The organism is Martelella sp. FLE1502 (assembly GCF_053484255.1).
This window is the reverse complement of the sequence record NZ_JBAKFQ010000027.1, coordinates 37,896-63,873: the sequence shown is the minus strand read 5'-3', so window position 1 is coordinate 63,873 and position 25,978 is coordinate 37,896. Positions and strand designations below refer to the sequence as shown.

Here is a 25,978-nt window from a genome sequence, read left to right as displayed (position 1 = left end):
GAGGGGGAGATGTCGCGAACGCGACAGAGAGGGGTAAAGGGCGTAAGCCCTAAAACCGCAAGCTCCGAACCTATCGAGAGGGTTCGCCCCTCTCTGCCCCTGTCGGGGCATCTCTCCCTCAAGGGGAGAGATTGTCGGCTGCGAGGCCCTCGACAACAGAATGTCCTCAATGCTCTGAAACTCAGTCGCCAGCTGGCACCGCACCCCATATCGTGAACGCTCCGTCGACCGGATCGGCCATCGCCGCCGGGCCTCTGGCTCGCTATATTGTATTTAAGCAACCAACGAGGTTTCCCTCCATGTCAGACGAAACGCGCTTTCCCGTCCTGTTCCTCCCCCATGGGGGCGGACCGTGGCCGTTCATGCATGGCCCGGAAGGCGGGCTTCCCGACGATGATCCGTGGAAGGAACTGGAGATTTTCCTCAAGGGGCTCGACGCCTCTCTCGGCCGCCGCCCTAAGGCAGTTCTGGTGGTTTCCGCGCATTGGGAAAAGGTCGACAGGCTCACGGTCTCGACGGCCGCCAACCCGCCAATGCTGTTCGACTATTACGGCTTCCCGCCCCATACCTACCAGCTTGACTACCCCGCCCCCGGCGCGCCCTTCATCGCCGAGCACGTCCGCGACGTGCTGCGCGAGGCTGGCATCGAAACGGCGGCGGATTCCGAACGTGGCTTCGATCACGGCGTTTTCATCCCGTTCATGATGATCTATCCGCACGCCGATGTTCCGATCATTATGATGTCGCTCGATCCGGACCTTTCCGCCGAAACCCACTTCCGGATCGGACAGGCTCTGGAAGGGCTGCGGGACGAGGATATCCTGATCGTCGGCTCGGGCCTGTCCTACCACAACATGCGCATGTTCCGCCGCCGCGACGCCGCCCACGAACAGGCCGCCGCCCGCTTTGACGACTGGCTGACGGAGGCCGTGTCGATCGAGAACCCGGTGGCGCGCGCCGAAAGGCTTTCCGCGTGGAAAGACAACCCGGACGCCCAGGCCGCCCACGTGCCCGACCATGATCACCTCGTGCCGGTGTTTGCCGCGGCGGGCGCGGCCGGCCCGGACGCCGGCGAACGCATCTTTCAGGGCAACTACCTCGGCAAGCCCTATTCGGCCTACCGCTTCGGCTGACGAACCGCTCTACGCCAGCTCGAAGCGCGGCGCGCGATAACCGCGCAGATGGGCGGTGGCGGTGATCAGCACGATGATCGCCATCGCCTGATGTGTGAGCGCGATCGGCAGCGGCATCATCGTCACCAGCGTGATGATGCCGATCACGGCCTGGATCACCACGGCGGCCAGCAGGATCAGCGCGCCGCGGGCATGCTGGGAGAGTTCCAGATCAAGCCCGCGCGCCACCGCGCTGCGCCATTCGATGACGAAATGCATGATCGCCAGCAGCAGCAGGATATAGCCGCCGCAGCGATGGGCGAACTGCACAGTCTTCGGGTTTTCGAAAAAATTGATCCAGGCCGGCTGCTGCAACAGCAGGCCGCCCGGCACCACCGCGCCATCCATCAGCGGCCATGTGTTGTAGGAAAGGCCGGCATCGAGCCCCGCCACCAGCGCGCCGAGATAGAGCTGCACGAAGGTCGCGACCAGCAGGAGAACGGCAAGCCAGTGCGCGCCGCCGACATGCTCATGCTTGCGCGGGGTGAGCCCGCGGCCGATATAGACGCATGAGGCGATGATCAGACAGGCCATGATCAGATGCACCGCGAGCCGGTACTGGCTGACATCGGTGCGCTCCGACAGGCCGGACGACACCATCCACCAGCCGATGAAACCCTGAAGCCCGCCAAGCGCCAGAACGCCGACCAGCGGCAGCCCCAGCCCCTTGGGCAGACGGCCGGTGGTCCAGAACAGGAACAGCGGCACGGCGAAGATCAACCCCACGGTTCGCGCCAGCAGCCGGTGCGCCCATTCCCACCAGAACAGGTTCTGGAACTCGGCGAGCGACATGCCCTTGTTCACGAGCTGATATTCTGGGATGCGCTTGTAGAGCTCGAACTCTTCCTGCCATTGGGCCAGATTAAGCGGCGGAATGACGCCATGCAGCGGCTTCCACTCCGTGATCGAAAGGCCGGAATGGGTGAGCCGCGTCGCGCCGCCGACAATCACCAGACAGAACAGCACCAGCACCACGAAATACAGCCACCCCCGCACCATGGCGGCATTGAACCGCAGTTCGTCCGCGCTCCACGTGATGTTTTTACCAAACGCCATCATTCCTGCTCCGCTCGCTTTGCCATTTGCGCCGATCTGGCATAGGCAGTTCACACCTGCCGCTCAACGGCATAATCTCGGACACCCACAAGGAGGGCATTGCCGCCGTGCCAGTCAGATTGCGCAAATTCATCGGGACGATCGCAATCGTCACCCTCGTCATCGTCTATGCACTGACTGCCACCATGCTGGCAACCGTCGTGCTCGACGGCCGCTCCGCCGGCGCGGCACTGATCTATTTCATCCTTACCGGACTTCTGTGGATCATCCCGGCGATGTTCATCATCAAATGGATGGCGGGCCCGCCGGCAGACCGAAAATGAAGGCCGCGATAATTATTGCGGATTGCGCGGAACCGCCGAAGATTTGGCACATTGGACATGGTAAGAAAAGATTTGAACTTCACGGAAGGCTTCGATGACGACACCCCACCAAATCCGCGCCGCCCGCGCGCTCCTCGGCCTCTCGCACGACCAGGCCGCCGCCATGACCGGCATTGACCGCGACCTTTTGTTGCAGGCGGAAGACGACGCGGCCGAGCGCGATCTCGCCGTCGCCGACAAACTGGAAAAGGCCTTCGAGAAACAGGGCGTGGTCTTCATCGAGGATGGCGAAGGCGGCTTCGGCCCCGGCGTCCGGCTGAAGCAGCAGATTGGCAAGTGCGGCAGTATTCGGCCGGAGAATCTGAATTCCGCCAACGATGGGTAGGCCTCGCGCTTCAACGCTTCGGGCTTTCGATCCTCTTGCTGTGACGATGCAACGGACTTTTCTCCTGCTTGAATGCAGGGGTACTGACAGAGCCCGCCCCACTCTCCTCCGTCACCCTCGGGCTTGTCCCGAGGGTCTAAGCACCTATCAACGCGACAAGCGTATCGGACGAAAAATAAATTAAAACAATCCATTACGGCCCGCCAACCCGCTCGCGCGGAACCGTGGTTAGATCCTCGGGACAAGCCCGAGGATGACGTCCGTAAAAAGGATAGGATTGTCAGCCGTCTGACTGCAGCAATCACGCAGCCGCGTCGCCGTGCTCCCCTTCCCCGATCACCTTCGCGGTCTGCTTGGCCAGCACCACTTCCTCGTCCGTCGGAATGATCCGCACCTCGATGCGGCTTTCAGGCGCGGAGATGATGGCCGCGTTTTTCTCATTGGCCTCCTCATCAAGCGTCACGCCAATCCAGGCCAGCCGGTCGCAGATCATCTTGCGCATGATCGCGGAATTCTCGCCGATGCCGGCGGTGAACACCAGTGCGTCCATGCCCTCCATGCTGGCCGCCATCGACGCGATTTCGCGGGTGGCGGAAAACACGTAGAGCGCGATTGCCTGGGCGGCGTGCGGATCATCGCTTGCAAGCAGATCGCGCAAATCCGGCGAGATGCCAGAAACGCCCAGCAGGCCGGAATCGTAATAGAGCATGTGCTTGAGATCGGCGGGCGATAGCCCCTCGGTCTCGATCAGCGCCAGAACCAGGCCGGGGTCCACCGTGCCGGAACGCGTGCCCATCATCAGCCCGCCGAGCGGCGTCATGCCCATCGTGGTGTCGACGGCCTTGCCGTTGCGCATGGCGCAGAGGCTGGAGCCGTTTCCCAGATGCGCCACCACGCTGCGCTTGCGCGAGAGATAATCGGAAATCTGGTGAATACGCTCCGCGATATAGGTGTAGGACAGCCCGTGAAACCCGAAACGACGATAGCCCTTGTCGCCGTAGCGGCGCGGAATCGGATAGCGCGCGGCGCGCTCGTCGATATTGACGTGAAAGGCGGTGTCGAAACAGGCGACCTGCGGCAGATCGGGGCGGATCTTGCGGAACAGCTTGACCGAGGCGAGGTTGGCCGGCTGGTGCAGCGGTCCCATCGGCACCAGCGTTTCCAGATAGTCGAGCACGGCATCGTCCAGCAGCACCGGCGCCGAAAACCGCTCGCCGCCATGCAGCACGCGATGGCCGACGGCGCGCAGCGGGTTATTGACGGTATAGGGCACGATGATCTCGAAAATGCGCGAAAGCATGTCCTCGCGCATGTTATCTTCCAGTTCCAGGTCGAGATCGGCGATTTCCTTGCCGCTCGCCTCCTTGACCGTAAGATGCGGGGTAGCGTTGAGCCCGTCGAACTGACCGCGCAGGATCAGCGAAAACTGCTCGCCATGCACTTCATAAAGACGGAATTTCAGGCTGGAGGAACCGGCGTTCAGCGCCAGAATGCTGCCGTTCATATTGACTTTCCATAATGTGCCGCACACCGCCGCCTGTTGCGGCGGCGGCAGGCGTGTTGTCTGGTCCCCGGATCAGCCCCTGGGATAGGGCCATTTCCAGTCGGCGATCTCCGGCATGTCCTCGCCGTGCTCACGCACGTAGTCGTGATGCCTGGCGCGCATGTCGTTCAGGTAGTTGATCGCCGCGGCACCCCGTTCGCCGAACCCGCCGGCCCGCTCGATCGCATCGATGGCCAGATGGTAGCGGTCGAGGCGGTTGAGGACAACCATGTCGAACGGCGTCGTCGTGGTCCCCTCTTCCACATAACCGCGCACGTGGATGTTGTTGTGGTTGTGGCGGCGATAGGCGAGCCGGTGGATCAGCCACGGATAGCCGTGATAGGCGAAGATCACCGGCTTGTTTTCGGTGAAGATCGCGTCGAAATCGACATCGCGCAACCCGTGCGGATGCTCTTCCTTCGGCTGCAGCGCCATCAAGTCGACGACGTTGACCACCTTCACCTTCATTTCCGGCAGCTTCTGGCGCAAGAGGTCCACGGCGGCCATCATTTCCAGCGTCGGCACGTCGCCGGCGGCGGCCATCACCACATCGGGCTCCTCGCCCTCGGGCACGTTGCTCGCCCAGCGCCATTCGCCGAGACCCGCCTCGCAATGCACGATCGCCTCCTCGATCGACAGCCATTGCGGGCTCGGCTGCTTGCCCGCGACAACCACGTTGACGCGGTTATAGGTGCGCAGGATGTGGTCGCCGACCCAAAGCAGCGTGTTGGCGTCCGGCGGGAAATAGGTGCGCACCACATCCGCCTTCTTGTTGACGACATGGTCGACGAAGCCCGGATCCTGATGGCTGAAGCCGTTATGGTCCTGTCGCCAGACATGCGAGGTCAGGAGATAGTTCAGCGACGAGATCGGCTTGCGCCATTCCATCGTCCGCGTGGTCTTCAGCCATTTGGCATGCTGGTTGAACATCGAATCGATGATGTGGATGAAGGCCTCGTAGCACGAGAACAGGCCGTGACGCCCGGTCAGCAGATAGCCTTCCAGCCAGCCCTGGCAAAGATGCTCGCTCAGCACTTCCATGACCCGGCCATCGCGGGCGATGCCCTCGTCATATTCGAGAATGTCGGCCATCCAGACGCGATCGGTGGTGGTGAACACGTCCTGAAGCCGGTTCGAGGCGGTTTCGTCCGGGCCCATCAGGCGGAAATTCCGCTCGTCCTTGTTGAGCTTCATCACCTCCGCAAGCAGCATGCCGAGATGCTTGGTGGCCGAGGCCATCACCTCGCCGGGCTGTTTCACATCAACGGCGAGCGCCCGGAAGTCGGGCATGTTCAGCTCCTTGCGCAACAGGCCGCCATTGGTATGCGGGTTGGCGCTCATCCGGCGGTTGCCTTCCGGCGCGAGCGCCTTCAGTTCCGGCACGAGCCGGCCGTTTTCGTCAAACAGCGTCTCCGGCGCATAGCCGCGCATCCATTCTTCGAGCTCGGCACGGTGCTCGCCGTTCTTGCGCGCTTCGGCGATCGGCACCTGGTGGGCGCGCCAGAAATTCTCGACTTTCTTGTTGTCGACGAATTTCGGCCCGGTCCAACCCTTGGGACTGCGCAGAATGATCATCGGCCAGCGCGGCATCTCGTAGACGCTGCCATCGGCCCGCGCCGTTTCCTGGATTTCGCGGATGCGGGCGTAGCAATCCTCCATCACTTCGGCCATGCGCTGGTGCATGTATTCCGGGTCGTCGCCTTCCACATAGAAGGGCTCGTAGCCATAGCCGGTGAAAAGATCGGTGAGATCCGACTTCTTCATGCGGGCAAGCACGGTGGGATTGGCGATCTTGTAGCCGTTCAGATGCAGGATCGGCAGAACCGCGCCGTCAACGATCGGGTTCAGGAACTTGTTCGAATGCCACGAAGCGGCAAGCGGCCCGGTCTCGGCCTCGCCATCGCCGACGACGCAGGCGACGATGAGCTCCGGATTGTCGAAGGCCGCGCCGAAGGCATGGACCAGCGCGTAACCGAGTTCGCCGCCCTCGTGGATCGATCCGGGCGTTTCCGGCGCGACATGGCTCGGAATGCCGCCGGGGAACGAGAACTGCTTGAACAGCTTCTGCATCCCCTTCTCGTCCTCGGTGACCTCCGGATAGACCTCGGTATAGGTGCCATCAAGATAGGCGTTGGCGACAAGGCCAGGACCGCCATGGCCGGGGCCGGCGATATAGATCATGTCCGCATCATGTTCCTTGATGATGCGGTTGAGGTGAACGTAAATGAAGTTGAGGCCGGGCGTCGTGCCCCAGTGACCGAGCAGGCGCGGCTTGACGTGTTCGGCAGCCAGCGGCGCTTTCAGCAGGGGATTGTCCATCAGATAGATCTGACCGACCGACAGGTAGTTGGCCGCCTGCCAGTATCTGTTCATCAGATCGAGCTCGTCCTGCCCGAGAATATTCCGAGTGGCATCAGGCGTAATCTGTTCCATGTCGATTTCCCCTTTCAAGTGGAAGGTCATTCTGAACCGCTATCGGTATCCCGCAACCCCGCCGCCCGCGACATGATATAAGTCAAGTTTTTCTCGCACTGCGGCAAAGCTTTTTAAATCGGATAGCCCGTCTGGTTTGACGCCGCCTTGCGCCGGCAGCCGAAATCCGTCGGGCATTGCTTCCCTTCCAATAGTTTGACAATTGCAAAGCGCCTTTCAACAGCCTACCTCATAAAAGATGTCGCGGGTTTGACGGGAGCAAGAATTTTCCGTCCCGGCCCTTCCCGCGATTTCTGCGCGCCGGACCTCGACGGCGGCGACGGCTTCTGGCATGTGCAGGGGCGTTCGAAGCTGCGCCACGGCGCGCGAACTGACGGCCCGAAATAGCAAAACGATTGAGGCACAGATGTCCGAGCACAAACCCATTCATGTCATCGGCGGCGGCCTTGCCGGCTCCGAGGCCGCCTGGCAGATCGCCAATGCCGGCATCCCGGTCATCCTGCACGAAATGCGCGGCGTGCGCGAGACCGCCGCCCACAAGACGGACGGGCTTGCCGAACTGGTCTGCTCCAATTCCTTCCGCTCCGACGACGCCACCAGCAATGCCGTGGGCGTGATCCATGCGGAAATGCGCCTTGCCGGATCGCTGGTCATGGCCTCGGCGGATACCCACCAGGTGCCGGCGGGCGGCGCGCTGGCGGTGGACCGCGACGGCTTTTCCGCCGCCGTGACCGCGATGCTGACCGACCATCCGCTGGTCACCATCGTGCGCGAGGAAGTCGCGGCCCTGCCGCCGGAGGAATGGGACCAGGCGATTATTGCCACCGGCCCGCTGACCGCGCCGGCGCTCGCCGAAGCCATTCAGGAAAGAACCGGCAGCGAGGCGCTCGCCTTCTTCGACGCGATCGCGCCGATCGTCTATCGCGACACGATCGACATGGATATCTGCTGGTTCCAGTCGCGCTACGACAAGATCGGCCCCGGCGGCACCGGCAAGGACTATATCAACTGCCCGATGGACGAGGCGCAGTACAACGCCTTCATCGACGCGCTGATCGCCGGCGACAAGACCGATTTCCGCGAATGGGAAGGCACGCCCTATTTCGACGGCTGCCTGCCGATCGAGGTGATGGCCGAGCGCGGCCGCGAGACCCTGCGCCACGGGCCGATGAAGCCGATGGGCCTCACCAATGCGCACAATCCCGACGTCAAGCCCTACGCCGTCGTCCAGCTCCGCCAGGACAATGCGCTCGGCACGCTCTACAACATGGTCGGCTTCCAGACCAAGCTGCGCTATGGCGCGCAAAAGGACGTGCTGCAGATGATCCCCGGCCTCGCCGAGGCGGAATTCGCCCGCCTCGGCGGCCTCCACCGCAACACCTATCTGAATTCGCCGGTGCTGCTCGACGGCACGCTGGTGCTGAAGGGCCGGCCGGGCCTGCGGTTTGCCGGCCAGATCACCGGCTGCGAGGGCTATGTGGAAAGCGCCGGCATCGGCCTTCTCGCCGGCCGTTTCGCCGCCGCCGAGCGTCTCGGCAAAACGCCGGTCGTCCCGCCGCCGGAAACGGCGCTGGGCGCCCTGCTCGGCCACGTCACCGGCGGGCACCTTGCCCATCAGGAGGAAGGCGGCAAGCGCTCGTTCCAGCCGATGAACGTCAATTTCGGCCTGTTTCCGGAACTCGAACCCGGCGCGCTGATCGATCCCGAGACCGGCAAGAAACCGCGCGGCAAGGCGAAATCCAGCGTCAAGAAGCAGTTGATGGCAACGCGCGCGCTAACGGCGTGCAAGGTGTGGCTTGAGAGCTGAGAGGCAGCCCGCCAGGGCTCAGCGGGCGTTGAGCATCCACGTGGAAACGTCGGCGGCATCCTGTTCGGTCTGGAACAAGTAATTGCCGCTGAAGAAATCCGCCTCGGGATAATCCACCTGAAGGCCGTTCGCCTCCGGCAGCGCCCGAAGACGGTAGTCGCTCTGCACCACGATGATGGCCTGACCCTTGCCGCGCCGCGAGCGGTATATGCCAACCTTGCCATTAACGAGCCGAAGGAAGAAGGTCTCCATCTCCTTGTCGCCGATCACCGCCGCCACCTTTTCATCTGGATAGCTGCGCCTGAACTCGCTTGCCGCCCATTTATAGGTCTCGTCAACCGAAACATCCGAGGCGGCGGGCTGGCTCTTGGGACGGAGCAGGAAATAATAGGCTGCGACGACGGCCGCGATGGCGATTGCGACCCATATCCAAGTTTCCATGCGCCCACTTCCTCTGCTGCTGCATCACGCGCGCCCTGCCCTCCGGACGGAAATGCTGAATGGTTGAAAGCCTGTGCCCGGAACCGGCAGGAAAACCCAAGGTCGACGCGTTATATAAATCAAAACTTACGAAACAGCAAAGAGCGCATCATCGCGAACTGTCTCTTCCACTGTGGCGGCTGGATTGAGTTATCGAGCACATTTTCACCCAAACGCTCGGCCTTTACAAGAATGTTCTTGCAGCTCGCTATGGGCAGATAGGCGGGCGCGATTTCCCTTGCAACAGGGCCTTCCGCGCGGAATTTCTCCAGATGGGAGCGTCCGAACCCGGCAAAGGCGCGCACAGCATTGCCCACCCGGTAGCGATCGCTGGCGATCAGGAATGATTCGCGGTCGAGCCCCGTCGCCGACAGGATTTCGGTCGGAATGAAGACCTGGCCGTTGGCGCGATGCCGGCTCATCAGGAGCAGCGAACCCGCCACCGCCTGCGCCACGCCGGCATGACCGGCCGCCGTAGACGCCGCAGCGGCCTTTTCGCTGTCGAGCACCAGGCTTGCAAGCTGGATCAGGGCGGAGGCGGTTTCGCCGGCATAGCCTTCGAAGTCGGAAAGGCTGCCCATCGGATCGTCATAGAGATCGAAGATCCGCGCCTCGCTCATGCCGATCAGCGGGGCGGCCGGCAGGCGGTAAGCCTCAAGCGTCTGCAGCAGACGGGCGGCAAGCGGGTTGCGCTGACTTTCGCCATGGCCGCTGCCCTCCAGCAAATCGCGCCAGTATTGCAGGCGCACCTCGCCCGGCAGCGGCTCGCTGATCCGCTCGCGCACCCGAGCCAGTTCGGCATTGAATAGATAGAGCGCCGTCAGCGCTTGCCGGTGTTCCGCCGGCGAAAGCAGTACGGCAAGGTAGCGATCGCGATCGGCCTCGCGAAGCTCGGCGAGCAGTGGATCCGGCCCTTCTTGTGCGTCGGCCAATGGTTTCTCCGGTATCAGGGCGGGGCCGCTCGAGACTATACCGCGATCAGCGCCGCGGCCACCGCGCGGGATTCTTCCAGCAGGATATTGTAGGTGCGCACCGCAGCACCGGTATTCATCGGATCGGCAACGATGCCGCGTTCCTTCAGCGCTTCCTTCAGAGGACGCGGCAGCAGCGACAGGTCCAGCCCCGTGCCGACCAGCAAGACCTCGATCTCGTCCGCCTCGGCCAGCACCCGCTCGAAAGTCTCGACTGCCATCTCCTGCGGCGATGTCACATCCCAGCCGTGGATGCCGGACGGCAGGCACAGAAGCGAGCCGCGATGCGACATGTCGGCAAAGCGAAAACCGCCATTGCCGTAGGTATCGATCGGCGCGCGACCGGGAAAATGCGCCTCGCGTATTTCGATGCCGCGCGCCATATCGTCAGATCGTCTCCACGGTTCCATGCTCTTCGGGCGCGCCCTCGTCCTTCTTGTTGAAGGTGTCGGGGCGCAGCTTGAAGGCGATCAGCACGGGGGCCGCGATATAGATCGAGGAGAAGGTGCCGACCGCAACGCCGAACAGCATCGCGAAGGTGAAGGAACGGATCACCTCGCCGCCGAAGACGTAGAGGGCCGCCAGCGCCAGCATCGTCGTCACCGCCGTCAGGATGGTGCGCGACAGCGTGTGGTTGATCGAGATATCGATCAGCTCCGGCAGCGGCATCTTCTGATAGCGCCTGAGATTTTCGCGCACGCGGTCATAGACCACCACCGTATCGTTCAGCGAATAGCCGACGATGGTCAGCACCGCCGCGATACTGGTAAGGTTGAATTCGACCCCCGTCAGCACGAAGATGCCGATGGTCAGGATCACGTCATGCGCGGTGGCGATGATCGCGCCGACGGCGAACTGCCACTCGAAGCGGAACCAGATATACATCAGGATCGCGATCAGCGAGGCAAGCACGCCGATCGTCGCCGAGCGGCTGAGTTCGCCGGAGACGACCGGACCGACCACCTCGACGCGCGAGAAGGTGTAGTCGCTTTCCAGCGCGGAGCGAATCTTCGAAATCGCGCTCTGCTCGGCATTCGCCCCGCCATCCTGGGCCGGAATGCGGATCAGCACGTCCTTGTCGGAGCCGAAGCCCTGGGCCTGAACCGCGCCGATATTCAATCCGTTGAGCGTCGTACGAATTTCGGAAAGATCGGCCGGTCCGGACTTCGACTCAACCTGGACGACCGAGCCGCCGGTGAAGTCGATGCCGAGATTCATGCCCTTGGTGCCGAAGCCGACGACCGAGGCGATGACCAGCACCACCGAGATGATGAAGGTGACGCGGCGGAAGTTCATGAACGAGAAATTGATGCCGTCGAACATGCCGGTGCGGATGCCCTTCGGCAGTTCCTTCGGGCGCTTGCGGCGCACCCATTCGGCAATCATCCAGCGCGTCAGGTAGAAGGCGCTGAAGATCGTGGTGATGATGCCGATCGCCAGCGTCACCGCGAAGCCGCGCACCGGACCCGAGCCAAGGAAGAACAGGATGACGGCGGCAATCAGCGTCGTCAGGTTGGCGTCGATGATGGTGCCGAAGGCGCGCGAGAAGCCGGCATCCACCGCCTGCACGATGGACCGCCCATTGCGGCGCTCCTCGCGGATACGCTCGTAGATCAGCACGTTGGAGTCCACCGCCATACCGATCGTCAGCACGATGCCGGCAATGCCCGGCAATGTCAGAGTGGCCCCGATAACGCTGAGCAGCGCAAGCAGCAGCACGATGTTGAAGAACAGGGCGATGTTCGCGACAAGGCCGAACATGCCGTAGAAGGCAACCATGAACACCACCACGGCGGCAGCGCCGATGACCGATGCCATGATGCCCGCGCGGATCGAATCGGCGCCGAGGCTCGGGCCGACCGTGCGTTCCTCGACCACCGTCAGCGTTGCCGGCAGCGCGCCGGCGCGCAGCAGCACGGCAAGGTCGTTGGCGCCCTGAACCGTGAAGTTGCCCGAAATCTGTCCCGATCCGCCAAGGATCGGCTCGTTGATCACCGGCGCGGAAACGATCTGGTCGTCGAGCACGATCGCGAACGGCCGGCCGACATTCTGCTGGGTCGCCTGGGCGAAGCGCTGGGCGCCGCGCGAATCGAAGCGGAAATTGACCACCGGCTCATTGGTGCGCTGGTCGAAGGCGGCCTTGGCGTCGACCAGGTCCTCGCCCGAGATCAGCGCGCGCTTCTCGATCACATAGGGAACCGGCGGATCGTCCATCGAATAGAGCACTTCGGTGCCCGCCGGCGGACGGCCCTCGATCGCATCCTGCGCCGAAACCGTGGTGTCGACCATGTGGAAGGTCAGCTTGGCGGTCTTGTTCAAGAGCGCCTTCAGGCGCTGCGGATCATCAAGACCCGGCACCTGCACGATGATGCGGTCGTCGCCCTGGCGCTGGATCAGCGGCTCGGTGGTGCCGAGCTCATCGACGCGGCGACGGATCACCTCGATCGACTGTTCGACGGCCGAGCGCATGCGGTAATCGATGCCCTGCTCCGTGAGCGTCAGGCGGATGAGGCCGTTGCCGTCATCATCCATCGTGACTTCCTGGAAGGTGCCACCGTTGAGCGTGCCGGCATTGACATATTCGGCAAGCGGCTCGAGCGCGGTTTCGGCTTCCACATACTGCGCCGGATCGGTGATCCGCACCTGGGCGCTGTCGCCCGTGCCGGAAAGGCCGGTATAGCGCACCTGCGCCTCGCGCAGATCGGCGCGCACATCATCGACCAGCGTGTTCAGCCGGTCGGTGACGATATCATTTCGATCGACCTGCAGCATGATGTAGGAGCCGCCCTGAAGGTCGAGGCCGAGCGTGATCTTGCTGTCGGGCATCCATCCCGGGAGCTTCGACAATTGCTGGTCGCTGAAGATATTCGGCAAAGCGATGACGATGCCCACCGCAACGACTAGCCAGATGAAGAAGGTCTTCCAACGGGAAAAATACAGCATGAAGGTCTCGGTTCGTCGGTTTCACGAAGCAGGCGGCAACCCGGAAGGTCCCGCCTCTGTTTCGGCGCTCGGGCCGAAGGCATGCAATAGAATTACGGCCGAACCGGGCTTTTTCACGGTTCGGCCGTAATGAAATCAGGACTTGGCGTCTTCGGTCTTGACCGGCTCGCCCTTGACGCGCACGTCGGAGACGTAGGCGCGCATGATGCGGATGCGCACGCCGTCGGCGATCTCGACTTCAAGTTCGTTGTCGTCGATGACCTTGACCACCTTGCCGACAATGCCGCCGCCGGTGACGACCTGATCGCCGCGGCGGATGGCGGCCAGCGTTTCCTGGCGCTTCTTGGCCTGGCGGCGCTGAGGCCGGATCAGCAGGAAATACCAGATCGCCATCAGCGGCACGAACAGGAAGATCATTTCCATGCCGGAACCGAACGGACCTGCGGCGCCTGCCGCCTGGGCGTAAGCCGTGCTAAACATCGTGTTCAAAACTCCTCAAACCAGAACCAGGGCCACGCCCGGCGTCAAGACGGGGCCCACCCCCGCAAACGTGTCGCCGGTATATAGTCGGAGCCCGGTTCAATGCAACAATAGCCTATGAAACACCGATGCTTTTTGCGCTTTAGTGGCCTTTTTGCCCGGGAATCGACCTTGCATCGGCTCCCGAAACCGGAAATCTGGGCGGCAATGACGGATAGCATAGGAGAACAACGTGAACACCGAGACGACAGACAGGCTCCTTGCAGAGGTAACGCGGATCGCCAATGCGCTGGAGCGCCTGTCCGGCCCGCAGCCGCGCGAAAACGATCTCGACGCCGCCGATTGCTTCGTCTGGAAGCCGGAACAGCTCTACCTCGCGCCGGTCGCGAGCCCCAGCCGCGTCGATCTGTCGCTAATCCGCGGCGTCGATCATGTCCGCGACATCCTGTTTGAAAACACGCTGCGCTTCGCCGAGGGCTTTCCGGCCAACAACGCGCTGCTCTGGGGCGCTCGCGGCATGGGCAAGTCCTCGCTGGTCAAGGCCGTTCACGCCGCCATCATCGCCGAGCACAAGCTGCCCCTGAAGCTCGTGGAGCTCTACCGCGAGGATATCGGCACGCTCGGCGACCTGCTCGAGATCATCAATGCCTCCTCCCACCGCTTCCTCTTGTTTTCGGACGACCTCTCCTTCGATCACGACGACGCGGCCTATAAATCGCTGAAGGCGGCGCTGGACGGCGGGGTCGAGGGGCGGCCGGAAAACGTGCTGCTCTACGCCACCTCCAACCGCCGCCATTTGATGCCGCGCGACATGATCGAAAACGAGCGCTCGACGGCCATCAACCCGTCAGAGGCGATCGAGGAAAAGGTCTCGCTCTCGGACCGCTTCGGCCTCTGGCTCGGCTTCCACAAATGCTCGCAGGACGATTATCTGGCAATGATCGACGGCTACGCCGCCCATTTCGGCCTCGAAGGCACGCCCGAAACCCTCCACGCCGAGGCCCTCACCTGGGCCACCACCCGCGGCGGCCGCTCCGGCCGCGTGGCGTGGCAATTCGTGCAGGATATCGCCGGACGGCAGAGGAAGCGGTTGGAGATGTGAGGGGATTGGCTGCGAGGACCACTTGCTCGAAAGAGCAAGCGATTTTCTGAAGCAGAACGGCTTGCTCCCCATACTCTCTCCCGCTGGCGGGAGAGATGCCCCGAAAGGGGCAGTGAGGGTGGCGCGGCATTTCAAATCGTGAGGGCGTTCGAGGGGATACTCTCTCCCCTCACTGTCGCTTTCGCGACATCTCTCCCCGCTGGGGCGAGAAGATTGGGTGGCTTTGCGGCAATGATTGCCAGTGCCGCAAAGGTTCAGGACTAATCACCGCGTCAGCCGCTTATACGTCACCCGCTTCGGGTTCACGCTTTCCGGCCCCAACCTTCTGATCTTGTCGGCTTCGTAGTCTTCGAAGTTGCCCTCGAACCATTCCACGTGGCTGTCGCCCTCGAAGGCGAGGATGTGGGTGGCGAGGCGGTCGAGGAACATGCGGTCATGGCTGATGACGACGGCGCAGCCGGCGAAGTTTTCCAAAGCATCCTCGAGCGCGCCCAGCGTCTCGGTGTCGAGGTCGTTGGTCGGTTCGTCTAGCAGGAGAACGTTGGAGCCCGACTTCAGCATCTTGGCGAGGTGGACGCGGTTGCGCTGGCCGCCGGAGAGGTTTCCGACCTTCTGCTGCTGGTCGCCGCCCTTGAAGTTGAAGGCGCCGCAATAGGCCCGCGAGTTCATCTCGAACTTGCCGAGCTTGATGATGTCGTTGCCACCGGAAATCTCTTCCCAGACATTCTTGTCGCCATCAAGCGAATCGCGGCTCTGGTCGACATAGCCGAGATCGACGGTCTCGCCGATTCGGATATCGCCGCTGTCGGGCTTTTCCTGGCCGGTGATCAGCTTGAACAGCGTCGACTTACCGGCACCGTTCGGGCCGATGACGCCGACAATGCCGCCGGGCGGCAGCTTGAACGACAGGTTTTCGAACAGCACGCGGCCATCATAGGCCTTCGACAGGTTCTCGGCCTCGATCACGACATTGCCGAGACGCTCGCCGACCGGGATGATGATCTGGGCATCGCCCGGACGACGGTTTTCGGCGGATGCCACCAGTTCGTCATAGGCGCGGATACGGGCCTTCGACTTGGCCTGACGGGCCTTGGGACTGGAGGCAATCCATTCCTGCTCGCGCGACAGCGCCTTCTGGCGGCTGCCCTCCTCGCGGGCCTCCTGCGCAAGGCGCTTGGCCTTGGCCTGCAGATAGGCCGAGTAGTTGCCCTCGTAGGGGATGCCGCGGCCGCGGTCGAGCTCGAGGATCCAGCCGGTGACATTGTCGAGGAAGTAGCGGTCATGGGTGACCATCAGGATGGCGCCAGGATATTCGCGCAGGTGCTTTTCAAGCCAGGCGATGGTTTCGGCGTCGAGGTGGTTGGTCGGCTCGTCGAGGAGCAGCAGGTCGGGCTGACGCAGCAGCAGCTGGCAGAGCGCGACGCGGCGCTTTTCACCGCCGGAGAGGTTTTCGACATTGGCATCGCCCGGCGGGCAGCGCAGTGCGTCCATCGCCATCTCGACCTGGTTTTCGAGGTCCCAGAGGTTCTGCGCGTCGATCTCGTCCTGAAGACGCGCGCCCTCGTCCGCCGTCTCGTCGGAATAGTTCATCATCAGTTCGTTGTAGCGGTCGACGATCGCCTTCTTGTGGGCGACGCCTTCCATCACGTTTTCGAACACGGTCTTTGTCGGATCGAGCTGCGGCTCCTGCGGCAGGTAGCCGAGCGTCGCGCCCTCGGCGAGCCAGGCCTCGCCGGTCCACTCCTTGTCGAGACCGGCCATGATCTTCAGCACGGTCGACTTACCGGCCCCGTTCGGGCCGAGAATGCCTATCTTGGCGTCCGGATAGAACGACAGATGGATGTCTTCGAGAATCTTCTTGGCGCCATAGGCCTTCTTGAGCCCGGCCATGTGGTAGATGAACTGTCGTGCCATATCTTTCCTGCTTCCCGTCAATTGGATGCTTGGGCCGCTATGTATGCGAAACCGGCTTCGGAAACAATGCGCCTTCCCGATTTGCCGCCGCCGTCACAAAGACGTCATGAAATGAACAATCGTCCGCGTCAGACGTTTAGACCTGCAGAACTGAAACAACGGCATTTGGGAAGGAAGCGACAATGGTACTGAAAAAAGCGGCTTTCTACGGCGATCCGGTTGAAGACACCGAGGAATGGAATCCCGACGCCCGCAGGGAGGATGAGATCGCCAGCGAACTGGCCTCGTCCGGCCTGCTCGATGCCACGGAAGTCCACGTCACCGTCAAGGGCGAAGAGGCGCGGCTTACCGGCGAGGTCTATATGCGCGAGGAGATCGCGGTCGCCGGGAATATCGCGCTCTCCGTCGAGGGCATCAAGCGGGTGCGCAACGCCATCCGCCCGAAACAGCGCCATCTGCGCAGCGCCGGCAAGGAAGACGATGCGCGCGCTCAGCAGCGTACCCTTTGACGACTACTGCAGACCGGCGGGGTCGACGATCCCGCCGTCGCAACCGATCGTGGTCCTTCCGGCGCCCTGTATCAGGTCTTCCAGAGACGTCCCCGGCGCATATTTGTCGGAAAGGCCGATCGTAATCTCGTCGATCAACTGACGATCTCCATCGGCAACGCAGCTGACCTTGATGCGATTCTTCGCTCCACGCCCGAACGCGCTATCGAAAGCCTTGGCAATCTCGTCGGCCGAGAGTTCCCTGCCGATATTCGCCTGAAACAGCCTGGCGACCTCTGAGCCGTTCAATTGCTCAAGCAGGTCCACAGACGTCTGGAAGTAGTTTTCCGGCGTGAACCTGGTGCAGGTGCCGTGCTTTACCCATTCGTGGCGCTGGAGATTGGATTGCGTTCCGGGCATCACCTTCGCCAGCGTTTCCCGCAGGCCATCGCTGAGCGTCAGCGCCGGCAAAGCATTCCAGTTTCCGTTTTCATCAGTCGCGCGAACGTCCGCCGCAACGCCGCAATAGTTCTCGCCGAGCGGCCACAGCCCATGCAGCGAGAAATGGCCGGCATCAAAGCGGCTTTCCGTCTGGCTTTTGCATTCGGGCCTGTCCTGATGACCTTCGCAGAAGGCAGGCTGCCAGCTGACGGCCAGGATCGCCGCGGTTCCGCGCGCCATCGTCGGCGTTGCCGCAGTCGCCACCATCGCTATTGCGATCAATGCTGCCTTGATTTTCATTCCTTCCCCCCGATTTGCCAAAGTTGAAACCGTCGCAGCATAGCTGCCGGCTGCACTGTATTGTACATGCCGCAGAAAAATGGCCTGGATGCGCCCCAGGCCATTCCGGCGGCAAATGGCGCCGCGATCAGTCCAGCGCGGCGATCACGGTGAACTCGACGAGGATATGCGGCGCGGCGAGTTCGGCCTGGCTGGTGGCGCGCGCGGGCGTGTTTGCTGGATCGACCCAGTCTTTCCACACCGCGTTCATCTCGGCGAAACTGCCCATGTCCTTCAGATAGACCAGCGTCTGCAGGATCTTCGACTTGTCGGTCCCGGCCTCGGCCAGAAGCGCGTCGACCTTGGCGAGGCATTCCTTCGCCTGCGTCGTCACGTCCGCGCCCTCGCCGGTCTGGCCCGAAAGATAGACCGTGTTGCCATGGACAACCGCGCCGGACATCAGGGGGCCGGGCTTGATACGTTTTACCGTCATCGCATTCACTTTCTTTTGCATGAAAAAATAAAAGGCGGCCCGCCGGGACCGCCCTGATTATCAAAACTCAGCCGCGCAGGCGCTTGGCTTCCTCATAGATCCGGGTCGAGCGCGCGCCCGAGCGGCAATAGGCCAGCACCGGCTTTTCCATATCGTCCAGCGCGTCGACCATGCCGGTCACGGCCTCGGGCGTCAGTCCCATGCCGCCGACGGGCACATGGGCGAAATAAAGACCGGCATCCTCGGCGGCCTGCTTGATCTCGGCAAATGTCGGCTGGCCCGGTTCCTCGCCATCCGGCCTGTTGCAGACGATGGACTTGAACCCCGCCGCCTTGATCTCGGCGATCTGGTCCGGCGTGATCTGCGGGCTGACGGCATAAAACTCATCGATCGGGCGGATATTCATGACGGTATCCCTGTTGCGTTTGTTACGCAGAAACTAAGAAGATTTTGACGATTTGCAAGTCGGCGGAGGGTCTCGCTATTCGAAACGAATGCGGAGCGAAAACCGCTTTGAGCCGCCCGGCTCAACCGGCTCCAGCTCGCCGGCTTCGGCAAGCTTGCGCCGCGAGGTCCAGCGATGGGAAACCGGCTCGATGCCGAGAATATGCGCCGGTGCCTCCTGATTGCGCCAAACCTGCAGGTAAGGCAGCGTCGCTGTATCGACGGAAAGCGTGAAGGAGCGCCCGCCAAGCGCCGCGATCGGGCCGAGCCGCGTCGTCGACCAGCCATCTTCGCCGCTTTCCGCCGGCACGCAGAATATGCCGTGATCGCCCTCGCCGAACCGCCATGGAAGCGCGCCCTCCGGCAGTGACGCGCTTTCAAGCCGCACGCCGTCATCGAAATGCTTCGCGCCGAAATTGATGTGATACATCATCATGATCGGCAGAGGTCGGTCGGAGCGGTTGATCACGGTATCGGCAAGGCTCAGTTCGCCGGTTGACGCCTCCAGCGTCCAGCGGCGCTCGATCAGCATCTCGCCGCCATTGGCGGTCCTCACCGGGATCGCGGCAACGCATTCCGCGCCGGCCGCCCCCGTCTCCAGCGATTTGACCACCGCCGCATTGGCTGAGGCGGAGCCGTGGAGCGGATAGAACCGCCCTTCCTCGCCCTCGACGGGCTCGGGATGACGGATATGCTCGGGGCCGCAGGTGAACAGAAAGCCTTCCAGCGAGTGGTCTATGCGCGGATCGCCATCATCCGGAATAGCCCGTTTCGGCGCGATGTCGACGCCCGCCACGACGCAGCCGCCGATATCGAGAACCGACGTCGGATCAAGTTGAAAGGCCGGGCCGTCGGGGATGCTGAAATCGATCATGATGCGTCCGTCATAAAACCAAATTTAACCACGATTGCAAGATAATGAAACCTGCCGGTTCAGCCGACGTTCATTCTCCAGGGCTTTGAATCCATCCCAAAACGAATCCGGCAAGGATTTTCCCGATTATAACGCTCACACGGTCGAAGACATGCGAAAAGCGAGATTGTACACCATTCCCTTCTGTCTGGCGCTGGCGGCGGCATCCGCCGTCACGCCGGCCCAGGCGCATGAGCCGCTCTACAGGGATGGCCGGCAGATCCTGCTGATCGCGCCCGATGGCGCAATGCTCGACTATGTGCCGGAAGCCGGCAGCGTGGTCTTGAGCCGCGATGTCAATGGTCGCCAGATCCTGCTCGACGCTTATGGGAACCTCGTTGCGACGGAATTCTATGCGGATGAGTACCGCTCGGAAAATGCCGGCTACAATACCAATCAGGGCTTCGACCAGGGTTGGCAGCGCGGCAACAGCTGGGGCGAGCGCCCGTTCGGCACGAACGGCCGGGCCCGCTGGAGCCGGGACTTTGGCAATCAGAACGCCTACCCGCCGCCGCCCGCCAATGATTTTCCTTCAGCGCCGCAAACCGTGACGCCCGATCGCCCGGAAACCAGCCCCCCGGTTGCCAGGACGTCGGCGAAGCCGGATATGAACGTGGTCGCGACCCAGGTGTTTCTCGACCGCAAGGGCTTTTCGCCGGGCGTGATCGACGGGCTTATGGGCGACAATGTCAGGAAGGCGCTGGACGCCTATGCCGAGGCCACCGGCGAGCGGCTCGATCCCGTCGCCGATAGCGAAAAGATCATGCAGGTGCTGTCGCTGGAGGGCGGACTGCCGTTTACCACTTATACCATCACCGCGACGGATGCCGCCGGCCCCTATGTTGCCGCCATCCCGTCCGACTACGCCGAAAAGGCCGAGCTTCCGGAGATGTCCTACACCTCCGTCTCCGAAATGCTGGCCGAGAAATTCCACATGGACGAGGGCTTCCTGAAGAAGATGAATCCGGATGCCGACTTTTCCCGGCCCGGCACCACGATCAAGGTCACGAGTGTCGGCAAGCCGGAAAAAACCAAGGTCACGAAAATCCTCGCCGACAAGGCCCTGAAGCAGCTGCGCGCCTATGACGCCGACGGCGTGCTGATCGCCGCCTATCCGGCCACGATCGGTTCGGCCGACACCCCCTCGCCCTCAGGCACGGTTTCGGTGGAGAGGATCGCGATCGATCCGAACTACACCTATAATCCGCACAAGAACTTCAAACAGGGCGACAACAACCGGGTGCTGACGATCAACCCCGGTCCCAACGGGCCTGTCGGCAATGTCTGGATCGCGCTGTCGAAGCCGAGCTACGGCATTCACGGCACGCCCGATCCCGGCAAGATCGGCAAGACCTCAAGCCATGGCTGCGTGCGGCTGACCAACTGGGATGCGAATGAACTCGCACACATGGTGTCACCGGGCACAACGGTCGAGTTCATAGACTGAGCCCGTAGCGCATCACCTTGCGGCCTTTGCCATCCGCTGTCAGCGCCCTACATCAGGCGCGAAACAAACGGATGACGAGGAACTATGGCCAAACCGGCAATTTACTGGATCCGCAACGATCTGCGCCTTTCAGACAACCGCGCGCTTGCCGCCGCCTTGGAAGAGGACCGGGCCGTGGTGCCGGTCTATATCCGCGAGGATAATGGCAACGGCCCGCTTGGCGCAGCGCAAGCCTGGTGGCTGGAGCGCTCGCTGGAGAAACTGTCGGAGCGTTATGACGATCTCGGCGCGCCGCTGGTTTTGAGAAGCGGCGATCCGCTGAAGGCGCTGCGCGCGCTGATCGAGGAGACCGGGGCCGAGGCCGTGTTCTGGAACCGGCGCTACAGCACCGAAGGCATTCGCGCCGACAAGGCGATAAAAAAAGCGCTGGACGATGATGGGATCACGGTCAAAAGCTTCGCCGGCCAGATCCTGCACGAGCCTTCGAATTTCAAGACCAAGTCGGGCGGGCCCTACAAGGTCTATACCCCGTTCTGGAAGGCGTTTTCGGCGGATCAGCATGTGCCCGACCCGGTCGATGCCCCGAAGAGCCTCAAAGGCGTATCGAAGACGATCAAATCCGAGAAGCTGAAGGATTGGAAGCTCTATGAAGCCAAGCCCGACTGGGCGGCGGGCTTTTCCGAGATCTGGGAGCCGGGCGAGGACGGCGCGATCGAGCGCCTCGACCATTTCATCGAAGATGTCGTGCAGGATTACGCCGAGAAGCGCGACCGGCCGGACCGGCAGGCGACCTCGATGCTCTCCCCCCATCTGGCGCTCGGCGAGATTTCGCCGGCGACGGTCTGGCATCGCATCAATGCGGCAAAATCGATCTCCGCAGAAAACAGGAAGAAATTCCTACAGGAACTTGTCTGGCGCGATTTCTGCCGCCACCTGCTGTTTCACGCGCCCGATCTTGCAGAGAAAAACTGGAACGAGCGCTTCGATGATTTCGGCTGGAAGGATGATGAGGAAGCGTTTGACGCCTGGACCAAAGGCCAGACCGGCTATCCGATCGTTGACGCCGGCATGCGCCAGCTTTGGCGCGAGGGCTACATGCACAACCGCGTGCGCATGATCGCGGCGTCCTTCCTGATCAAGGACCTGATGATCGACTGGCGGCGCGGCGAGAAATGGTTTCGCGACACGCTGGTCGACGCAGATCCCGCCTCCAACGCGGCGAACTGGCAGTGGGTCGCGGGCTCGGGAGCGGACGCGGCCCCGTTCTTCCGGATCTTCAACCCGACCCTTCAGGGCGAAAAATTCGATCCGGCGGGCGATTATGTGCGCGCCTATGTGCCGGAACTGAAGGATATGCCGAAAAAGCACATCCACGCCCCGTTCGATGCCCCGGACGACGTGCTGAAGGAAGCGGGCGTGACGCTTGGCGAGACCTACCCTGAGCCGCTCGTCGACCACAAGGCGGCTCGCAAACGCGCACTTTCCGCCTTCGAGGCGATTAAGGACTGAAATGGCTTTGCGCCAAAGCCACTGGCGACGCAAACTGAATCCTTGGCAAAGCCCGACCCCGGCGGCACAAGTACGGAAAAATTGAAAGCGAGACCATGACCACGCATTCCTCCGTCATCGACCTGATCGGCAACACGCCGCTGGTGAAGCTTCGCGCCGCCTCGGAGGCGACCGGCTGCACCATTCTCGGCAAGGCCGAATTCCTCAATCCCGGCCAGTCGGTCAAGGACCGCGCGGCACTTTACATCATCCGCGATGCCGAGAAACGCGGCCTGCTGAAGCCCGGCGGCACGATCGTGGAAGGCACCGCCGGCAATACCGGCATCGGGCTGACCATGGTCGCCAACGCGCTCGGCTACAAGACCGTGATCGTGATCCCGGAAACGCAGGCTCAGGAGAAGAAGGACGCGCTCCGCCTGCTCGGCGCGGAACTGGTCGAGGTTCCCGCAAAACCCTATCGCGACCCGAACAATTACGTAAAACTCTCCGGCCGGCTTGCCGAGAAGCTCGCAAAGAAAAACCCGAATGGGGCGATCTGGGCCAACCAGTTCGACAATGTGGCAAACCGCAACGCCCATATCGAGACCACCGCCGAGGAAATCTGGCGTGACACCGATGGCAAGGTCGACGGCTTCATCTGCGCGGTCGGCTCTGGCGGCACGCTGGCCGGCACGGCGATCGGCCTTACGGCGAAGAACAAGGACATCAAGATCGGCATCGCCGACCCGGAAGGGGCTGCCCTTTACCAATTCTATGCCCATGGCGAACTGAAGAGCGAGGGCGGCTCGATCACCGAGGGCATCGGCCAGGGCCGCATCACCGCCAATCTGGAAGGCTTCACCCCCGATTTCGCCTATCGCATTTCCGACAGCGAGGCGCTGCCGCTGATATTCGATCTGGTAACGGATGAGGGCTTGTGCCTCGGCGGCTCATCGGGCATCAATATAGCAGGCGCCATGCGTCTGGCGCGCGAGCTCGGCCCCGGCCACACCATCGTCACCATATTGTGCGACTATGGCAACCGGTATCAGTCGAAGCTTTTCAACCCGGAATTCCTGAAGGATAAAGGGCTGCCGCTGCCGCAATGGCTGACCCAGAAAACGGAGATTGCCGCTCCGTTTGAATAGAAAGTAACCCATGCCTGTTGATGCTCTCTACCGCAACGATTTCACCCTGACGAGTTGCGATGCGGTGGTCACTTCAGTGCATGAGGACGGCACGTTCGAAACCGACCGCACCTGTTTCTACGCGACCTCCGGCGGCCAGCCGGGGGATACCGGTATTGCAACGCGCGATGACGGCTCCGCAATCGCGCTTGCCGTCACCCGCCACGGCGAGACCAAGGACATCATCCTACATGTGCCGGCCGAGGGCGAGGCGACGCCTTCCGTCGGCGAAAGCCTCCGCCTCGAAATCGACTGGCCGCGTCGGCTGAAGCTGATGCGCATGCACACCGCCTGCCACCTTCTTTCCGTCGTCTGTCCCTACCCCATTACCGGCGCCTCCGTTGGCGAGGACGAATCGCGCGTCGATTTCGACATGTCTGAGACGATCGACAAGGACGCGGTTACCGCGGCAATGATGAAGCTGGTTGAGGAAAACCACCCGGTCTATGTCCAGTGGATCACGGATGAGGACCTCGCCGCCAATCCCGCTATCGTGAAATCGAAGAATGTCCGCCCCCCGATGGGCATGGGGCGGATCTCGCTGATCGCGATCGGCGAGAATGCCAGCGTGGACAGCCAGCCCTGCGGCGGCACCCATGTGAGCGCAACCGGCGAGGTCGGCGGCGTCCATATCGGCAAGATCGAAAAGAAGGGCCGCGAGAACCGCCGTTTTCGGATACGGTTTGACGCCTAGGCCGTCGCATAGAATCATCGCATGAGGAGTGTCGCCAGATGAATTTTATCGTTTCGCCGGATTGGGTCGAGGAAAGGCTGGGCCAGCCCGGGTTTTCTGTCATCGATGCCTCCTGGTACCTGCCGACCCACAACCGCGACCCGAAGGCCGAATACCTGGCCGGTCACCTGCCGGGCGCGGTGTTCTTCGATCACGATGCGATTGCCGACACCTCCTCCGGCCTGCCGCACACCCTACCCGCGCCGGACGTGTTTGCCGCCGAGATGGAAGCGCTCGGCGTCGGCAGCGATCACACCATCGTGGTGTATGACGGCCCCGGCTATTTCGCCGCGCCTCGCCTGTGGTGGATGCTCAGGATGATGGGCGCCAGCGACGTCTACGTTCTCGATGGCGGCCTCGACGGCTGGCGCAACGAGGGCCGCGCCCAGGAGAAAGGGGCTCCCTCGCCCGCGCCGGCGAAGTTCAAGCTCGACGCCAAACCGCACCGCGTTACCTCTTTTGAAGACATGCGCGATATCGTTGCCTCCGGAAGCCGGCAGATCGCCGATGCGCGCAGCGCCGCCCGGTTCGAGGCCGTGGAGCCGGAACCGCGCGCGGGCATGCGATCCGGCCATATGCCGGGCGCGAAAAGCCTGCCAGCATCTTCCTTCGGGAAAAACGGCCGGTTCAAGTCGCCCGAAGAGCTTCACGCGATGTTTGAAGAGGCCGGCATCGACCTTTCGAAACCGGTGGTCACCACCTGCGGCTCCGGCGTCACCGCCGCCATCATCACGCTGGCGCTCGAAACGCTCGACCACACGGACAATACGCTTTATGACGGCTCGTGGTCGGAATGGGGCAGCCGCGATGATACGCCCGTCGCGACCGGAAAGGCCTGAGCGCGATGACGAAAAAGAAGACAGCACCGCTTCCGGTCCATGTCACCCGGCTTGAAATGACCGCTGCGCCGAAGGCCCATATGCTGGCGCCGTCGAACCTTCATATCGCGCTGATGCGGGTGCCGGAAATTCCGCTCGCCTACTACCGTTTCCTCTATCGCCAGGTCGGCACGCGCTGGGAATGGGTCGACCGGGTGCGCATGAGCGACGAGGATCTGGCCGCGACCATCCACAACGACCGCACCACGGTGACGGTGTTCTATCTGGAGGGCGCGCCGGCCGGCTTTTACGAATACCACCGCGAGGATGACAGCGTCACCCGGCTGGTGCATTTCGGCCTGTTCGAACGCGCGCTCGGCTTCGGCGTCGGCAAATGGTTTCTGCTGCAGGCGTTAAAGGCAATCTGGGCCGACCAGCCGGAAAAGGTGATCACCGAGACCAACAATCTCGATCACCCCCGCGCGCTCCAGCTCTATCAGCAGTTCGGCTTCTCGCCGGTCTCCACCTATGAAAGCGAAATCGCGCCGCTGTCCGACGCCGAGCTTCTGGAATTGGCGCGGCGGTTTTAGAATTCGCCACATGAGGCAATAACCCGGCGAGAGCGCCGGGTTATATCT

Annotated in this window: 25 protein-coding genes; 12 read left to right on the top strand and 13 right to left on the bottom strand. The window is 62.4% G+C overall.

Translation table 11 applies throughout. The annotated features are described in order from the left end of the window. Window positions 1–299 precede the first annotated feature (299 nt). Window positions 300–1,133 carry a DODA-type extradiol aromatic ring-opening family dioxygenase gene (locus V6767_RS18840; RefSeq protein ID WP_448474866.1) on the top strand — a complete coding sequence of 278 codons (834 nt, stop codon included), beginning with the start codon at window positions 300–302 and terminating at the stop codon, window positions 1,131–1,133. 9 nt (window positions 1,134–1,142) lie between these two features. Here V6767_RS18840 and V6767_RS18835 read toward each other — a convergent pair whose 3' ends face one another. Then, the gene (locus V6767_RS18835) at window positions 1,143–2,231 is read right to left on the bottom strand and encodes a COX15/CtaA family protein (protein ID WP_448474865.1); all 1,089 of its coding nucleotides are present in this window, start codon (window positions 2,229–2,231) and stop codon (window positions 1,143–1,145) included. A 104-nt stretch (window positions 2,232–2,335) separates the two neighbouring features. On the opposite strand from V6767_RS18835, the gene V6767_RS18830 reads away from it, so the two are divergent. Together V6767_RS18830 and V6767_RS18825 are read left to right on the top strand one after the other, a co-directional pair. After that, on the top strand, window positions 2,336–2,551 hold the full coding sequence (locus V6767_RS18830) for a DUF2842 domain-containing protein (RefSeq protein ID WP_448474864.1): 216 nt from the start codon (window positions 2,336–2,338) through the stop codon (window positions 2,549–2,551). A gap of 94 nt (window positions 2,552–2,645) precedes the next feature. Further along, window positions 2,646–2,936 carry a helix-turn-helix domain-containing protein gene (locus V6767_RS18825; protein ID WP_448474863.1) on the top strand — a complete coding sequence of 97 codons (291 nt, stop codon included), beginning with the start codon at window positions 2,646–2,648 and terminating at the stop codon, window positions 2,934–2,936. Between the two features lie 301 nt (window positions 2,937–3,237). Here V6767_RS18825 and V6767_RS18820 read toward each other — a convergent pair whose 3' ends face one another. Both V6767_RS18820 and V6767_RS18815 read right to left on the bottom strand, forming a co-directional pair. After that, window positions 3,238–4,440, bottom strand: a complete 1,203-nt coding sequence (locus V6767_RS18820; RefSeq protein ID WP_448474862.1) for an acetate/propionate family kinase — start codon at window positions 4,438–4,440, stop codon at window positions 3,238–3,240. 72 nt (window positions 4,441–4,512) lie between these two features. Further along, on the bottom strand, window positions 4,513–6,912 hold the full coding sequence (locus V6767_RS18815; RefSeq protein WP_448474861.1) for a phosphoketolase family protein: 2,400 nt from the start codon (window positions 6,910–6,912) through the stop codon (window positions 4,513–4,515). A 406-nt stretch (window positions 6,913–7,318) separates the two neighbouring features. Here V6767_RS18815 and trmFO point away from each other — a divergent pair, with 406 nt between their 5' ends. Beyond that, on the top strand, window positions 7,319–8,719 hold the full coding sequence (gene trmFO / locus V6767_RS18810) for a methylenetetrahydrofolate--tRNA-(uracil(54)-C(5))-methyltransferase (FADH(2)-oxidizing) TrmFO (protein WP_448474860.1): 1,401 nt from the start codon (window positions 7,319–7,321) through the stop codon (window positions 8,717–8,719). A gap of 18 nt (window positions 8,720–8,737) precedes the next feature. On the opposite strand, the gene V6767_RS18805 is transcribed toward trmFO, so the two are convergent. The 5 genes from V6767_RS18805 to yajC all read right to left on the bottom strand — a co-directional run bounded on the left by V6767_RS18805 (window position 8,738) and on the right by yajC (window position 13,593). After that, window positions 8,738–9,160, bottom strand: coding sequence for a hypothetical protein (locus tag V6767_RS18805; protein ID WP_448474859.1), 423 nt, complete (start codon window positions 9,158–9,160; stop codon window positions 8,738–8,740). A gap of 119 nt (window positions 9,161–9,279) precedes the next feature. Then, window positions 9,280–10,131 carry a phytoene/squalene synthase family protein gene (locus V6767_RS18800; protein WP_448474858.1) on the bottom strand — a complete coding sequence of 284 codons (852 nt, stop codon included), beginning with the start codon at window positions 10,129–10,131 and terminating at the stop codon, window positions 9,280–9,282. A gap of 35 nt (window positions 10,132–10,166) precedes the next feature. Further along, complete coding sequence (locus V6767_RS18795; RefSeq protein ID WP_448474857.1) at window positions 10,167–10,553, bottom strand: Mth938-like domain-containing protein; 387 nt, start codon at window positions 10,551–10,553, stop codon at window positions 10,167–10,169. 4 nt (window positions 10,554–10,557) lie between these two features. Then, window positions 10,558–13,113, bottom strand: coding sequence for a protein translocase subunit SecDF (gene secDF / locus V6767_RS18790; protein ID WP_448474856.1), 2,556 nt, complete (start codon window positions 13,111–13,113; stop codon window positions 10,558–10,560). A 135-nt stretch (window positions 13,114–13,248) separates the two neighbouring features. Continuing rightward, complete coding sequence (gene yajC, locus V6767_RS18785; RefSeq protein ID WP_448428339.1) at window positions 13,249–13,593, bottom strand: preprotein translocase subunit YajC; 345 nt, start codon at window positions 13,591–13,593, stop codon at window positions 13,249–13,251. A gap of 232 nt (window positions 13,594–13,825) precedes the next feature. Between yajC and V6767_RS18780 the strand changes: the two genes are divergently transcribed. Further along, a complete protein-coding gene (locus V6767_RS18780; RefSeq protein WP_448474855.1) occupies window positions 13,826–14,695 on the top strand; it encodes an ATP-binding protein in 870 nt (289 codons plus the stop codon). 264 nt (window positions 14,696–14,959) lie between these two features. On the opposite strand, the gene ettA is transcribed toward V6767_RS18780, so the two are convergent. Further along, window positions 14,960–16,609, bottom strand: coding sequence for an energy-dependent translational throttle protein EttA (gene ettA, locus V6767_RS18775; RefSeq protein ID WP_448474854.1), 1,650 nt, complete (start codon window positions 16,607–16,609; stop codon window positions 14,960–14,962). A gap of 182 nt (window positions 16,610–16,791) precedes the next feature. Here ettA and V6767_RS18770 point away from each other — a divergent pair, with 182 nt between their 5' ends. After that, window positions 16,792–17,118: a BON domain-containing protein gene (locus tag V6767_RS18770; RefSeq protein WP_448474853.1), complete on the top strand. Its 327-nt coding sequence runs from the start codon at window positions 16,792–16,794 to the stop codon at window positions 17,116–17,118. Window positions 17,119–17,121: 3 nt separating this feature from the next. Here V6767_RS18770 and V6767_RS18765 read toward each other — a convergent pair whose 3' ends face one another. The 4 genes from V6767_RS18765 to V6767_RS18750 form a co-directional block, all read right to left on the bottom strand. Beyond that, window positions 17,122–17,838, bottom strand: a complete 717-nt coding sequence (locus V6767_RS18765; RefSeq protein ID WP_448474852.1) for a ribonuclease T2 family protein — start codon at window positions 17,836–17,838, stop codon at window positions 17,122–17,124. Window positions 17,839–17,965: 127 nt separating this feature from the next. Continuing rightward, window positions 17,966–18,310, bottom strand: a complete 345-nt coding sequence (locus V6767_RS18760; protein ID WP_448474851.1) for a RidA family protein — start codon at window positions 18,308–18,310, stop codon at window positions 17,966–17,968. 67 nt (window positions 18,311–18,377) lie between these two features. Then, window positions 18,378–18,716: a TIGR01244 family sulfur transferase gene (locus tag V6767_RS18755; RefSeq protein WP_018066946.1), complete on the bottom strand. Its 339-nt coding sequence runs from the start codon at window positions 18,714–18,716 to the stop codon at window positions 18,378–18,380. A gap of 75 nt (window positions 18,717–18,791) precedes the next feature. Further along, window positions 18,792–19,628: a DUF4432 family protein gene (locus tag V6767_RS18750; protein ID WP_448474850.1), complete on the bottom strand. Its 837-nt coding sequence runs from the start codon at window positions 19,626–19,628 to the stop codon at window positions 18,792–18,794. Between the two features lie 151 nt (window positions 19,629–19,779). On the opposite strand from V6767_RS18750, the gene V6767_RS18745 reads away from it, so the two are divergent. From V6767_RS18745 to V6767_RS18720, 6 genes are all read left to right on the top strand, one after another. Continuing rightward, entirely contained in the window at window positions 19,780–21,114 is a 1,335-nt protein-coding gene (locus V6767_RS18745; RefSeq protein WP_448474849.1) for a L,D-transpeptidase, read from the top strand. 84 nt (window positions 21,115–21,198) lie between these two features. Further along, window positions 21,199–22,623, top strand: coding sequence for a cryptochrome/photolyase family protein (locus V6767_RS18740; RefSeq protein WP_448474848.1), 1,425 nt, complete (start codon window positions 21,199–21,201; stop codon window positions 22,621–22,623). A gap of 95 nt (window positions 22,624–22,718) precedes the next feature. Next, on the top strand, window positions 22,719–23,750 hold the full coding sequence (locus V6767_RS18735) for a cysteine synthase A (protein WP_448474847.1): 1,032 nt from the start codon (window positions 22,719–22,721) through the stop codon (window positions 23,748–23,750). Between the two features lie 10 nt (window positions 23,751–23,760). Continuing rightward, window positions 23,761–24,483, top strand: coding sequence for an alanyl-tRNA editing protein (locus tag V6767_RS18730; protein WP_448474846.1), 723 nt, complete (start codon window positions 23,761–23,763; stop codon window positions 24,481–24,483). A 38-nt stretch (window positions 24,484–24,521) separates the two neighbouring features. Continuing rightward, window positions 24,522–25,361 carry a 3-mercaptopyruvate sulfurtransferase gene (gene sseA / locus V6767_RS18725; RefSeq protein WP_448474845.1) on the top strand — a complete coding sequence of 280 codons (840 nt, stop codon included), beginning with the start codon at window positions 24,522–24,524 and terminating at the stop codon, window positions 25,359–25,361. 5 nt (window positions 25,362–25,366) lie between these two features. Further along, a complete protein-coding gene (locus V6767_RS18720) occupies window positions 25,367–25,930 on the top strand; it encodes a GNAT family N-acetyltransferase (protein ID WP_448474844.1) in 564 nt (187 codons plus the stop codon). Window positions 25,931–25,978: the final 48 nt, after the last annotated feature.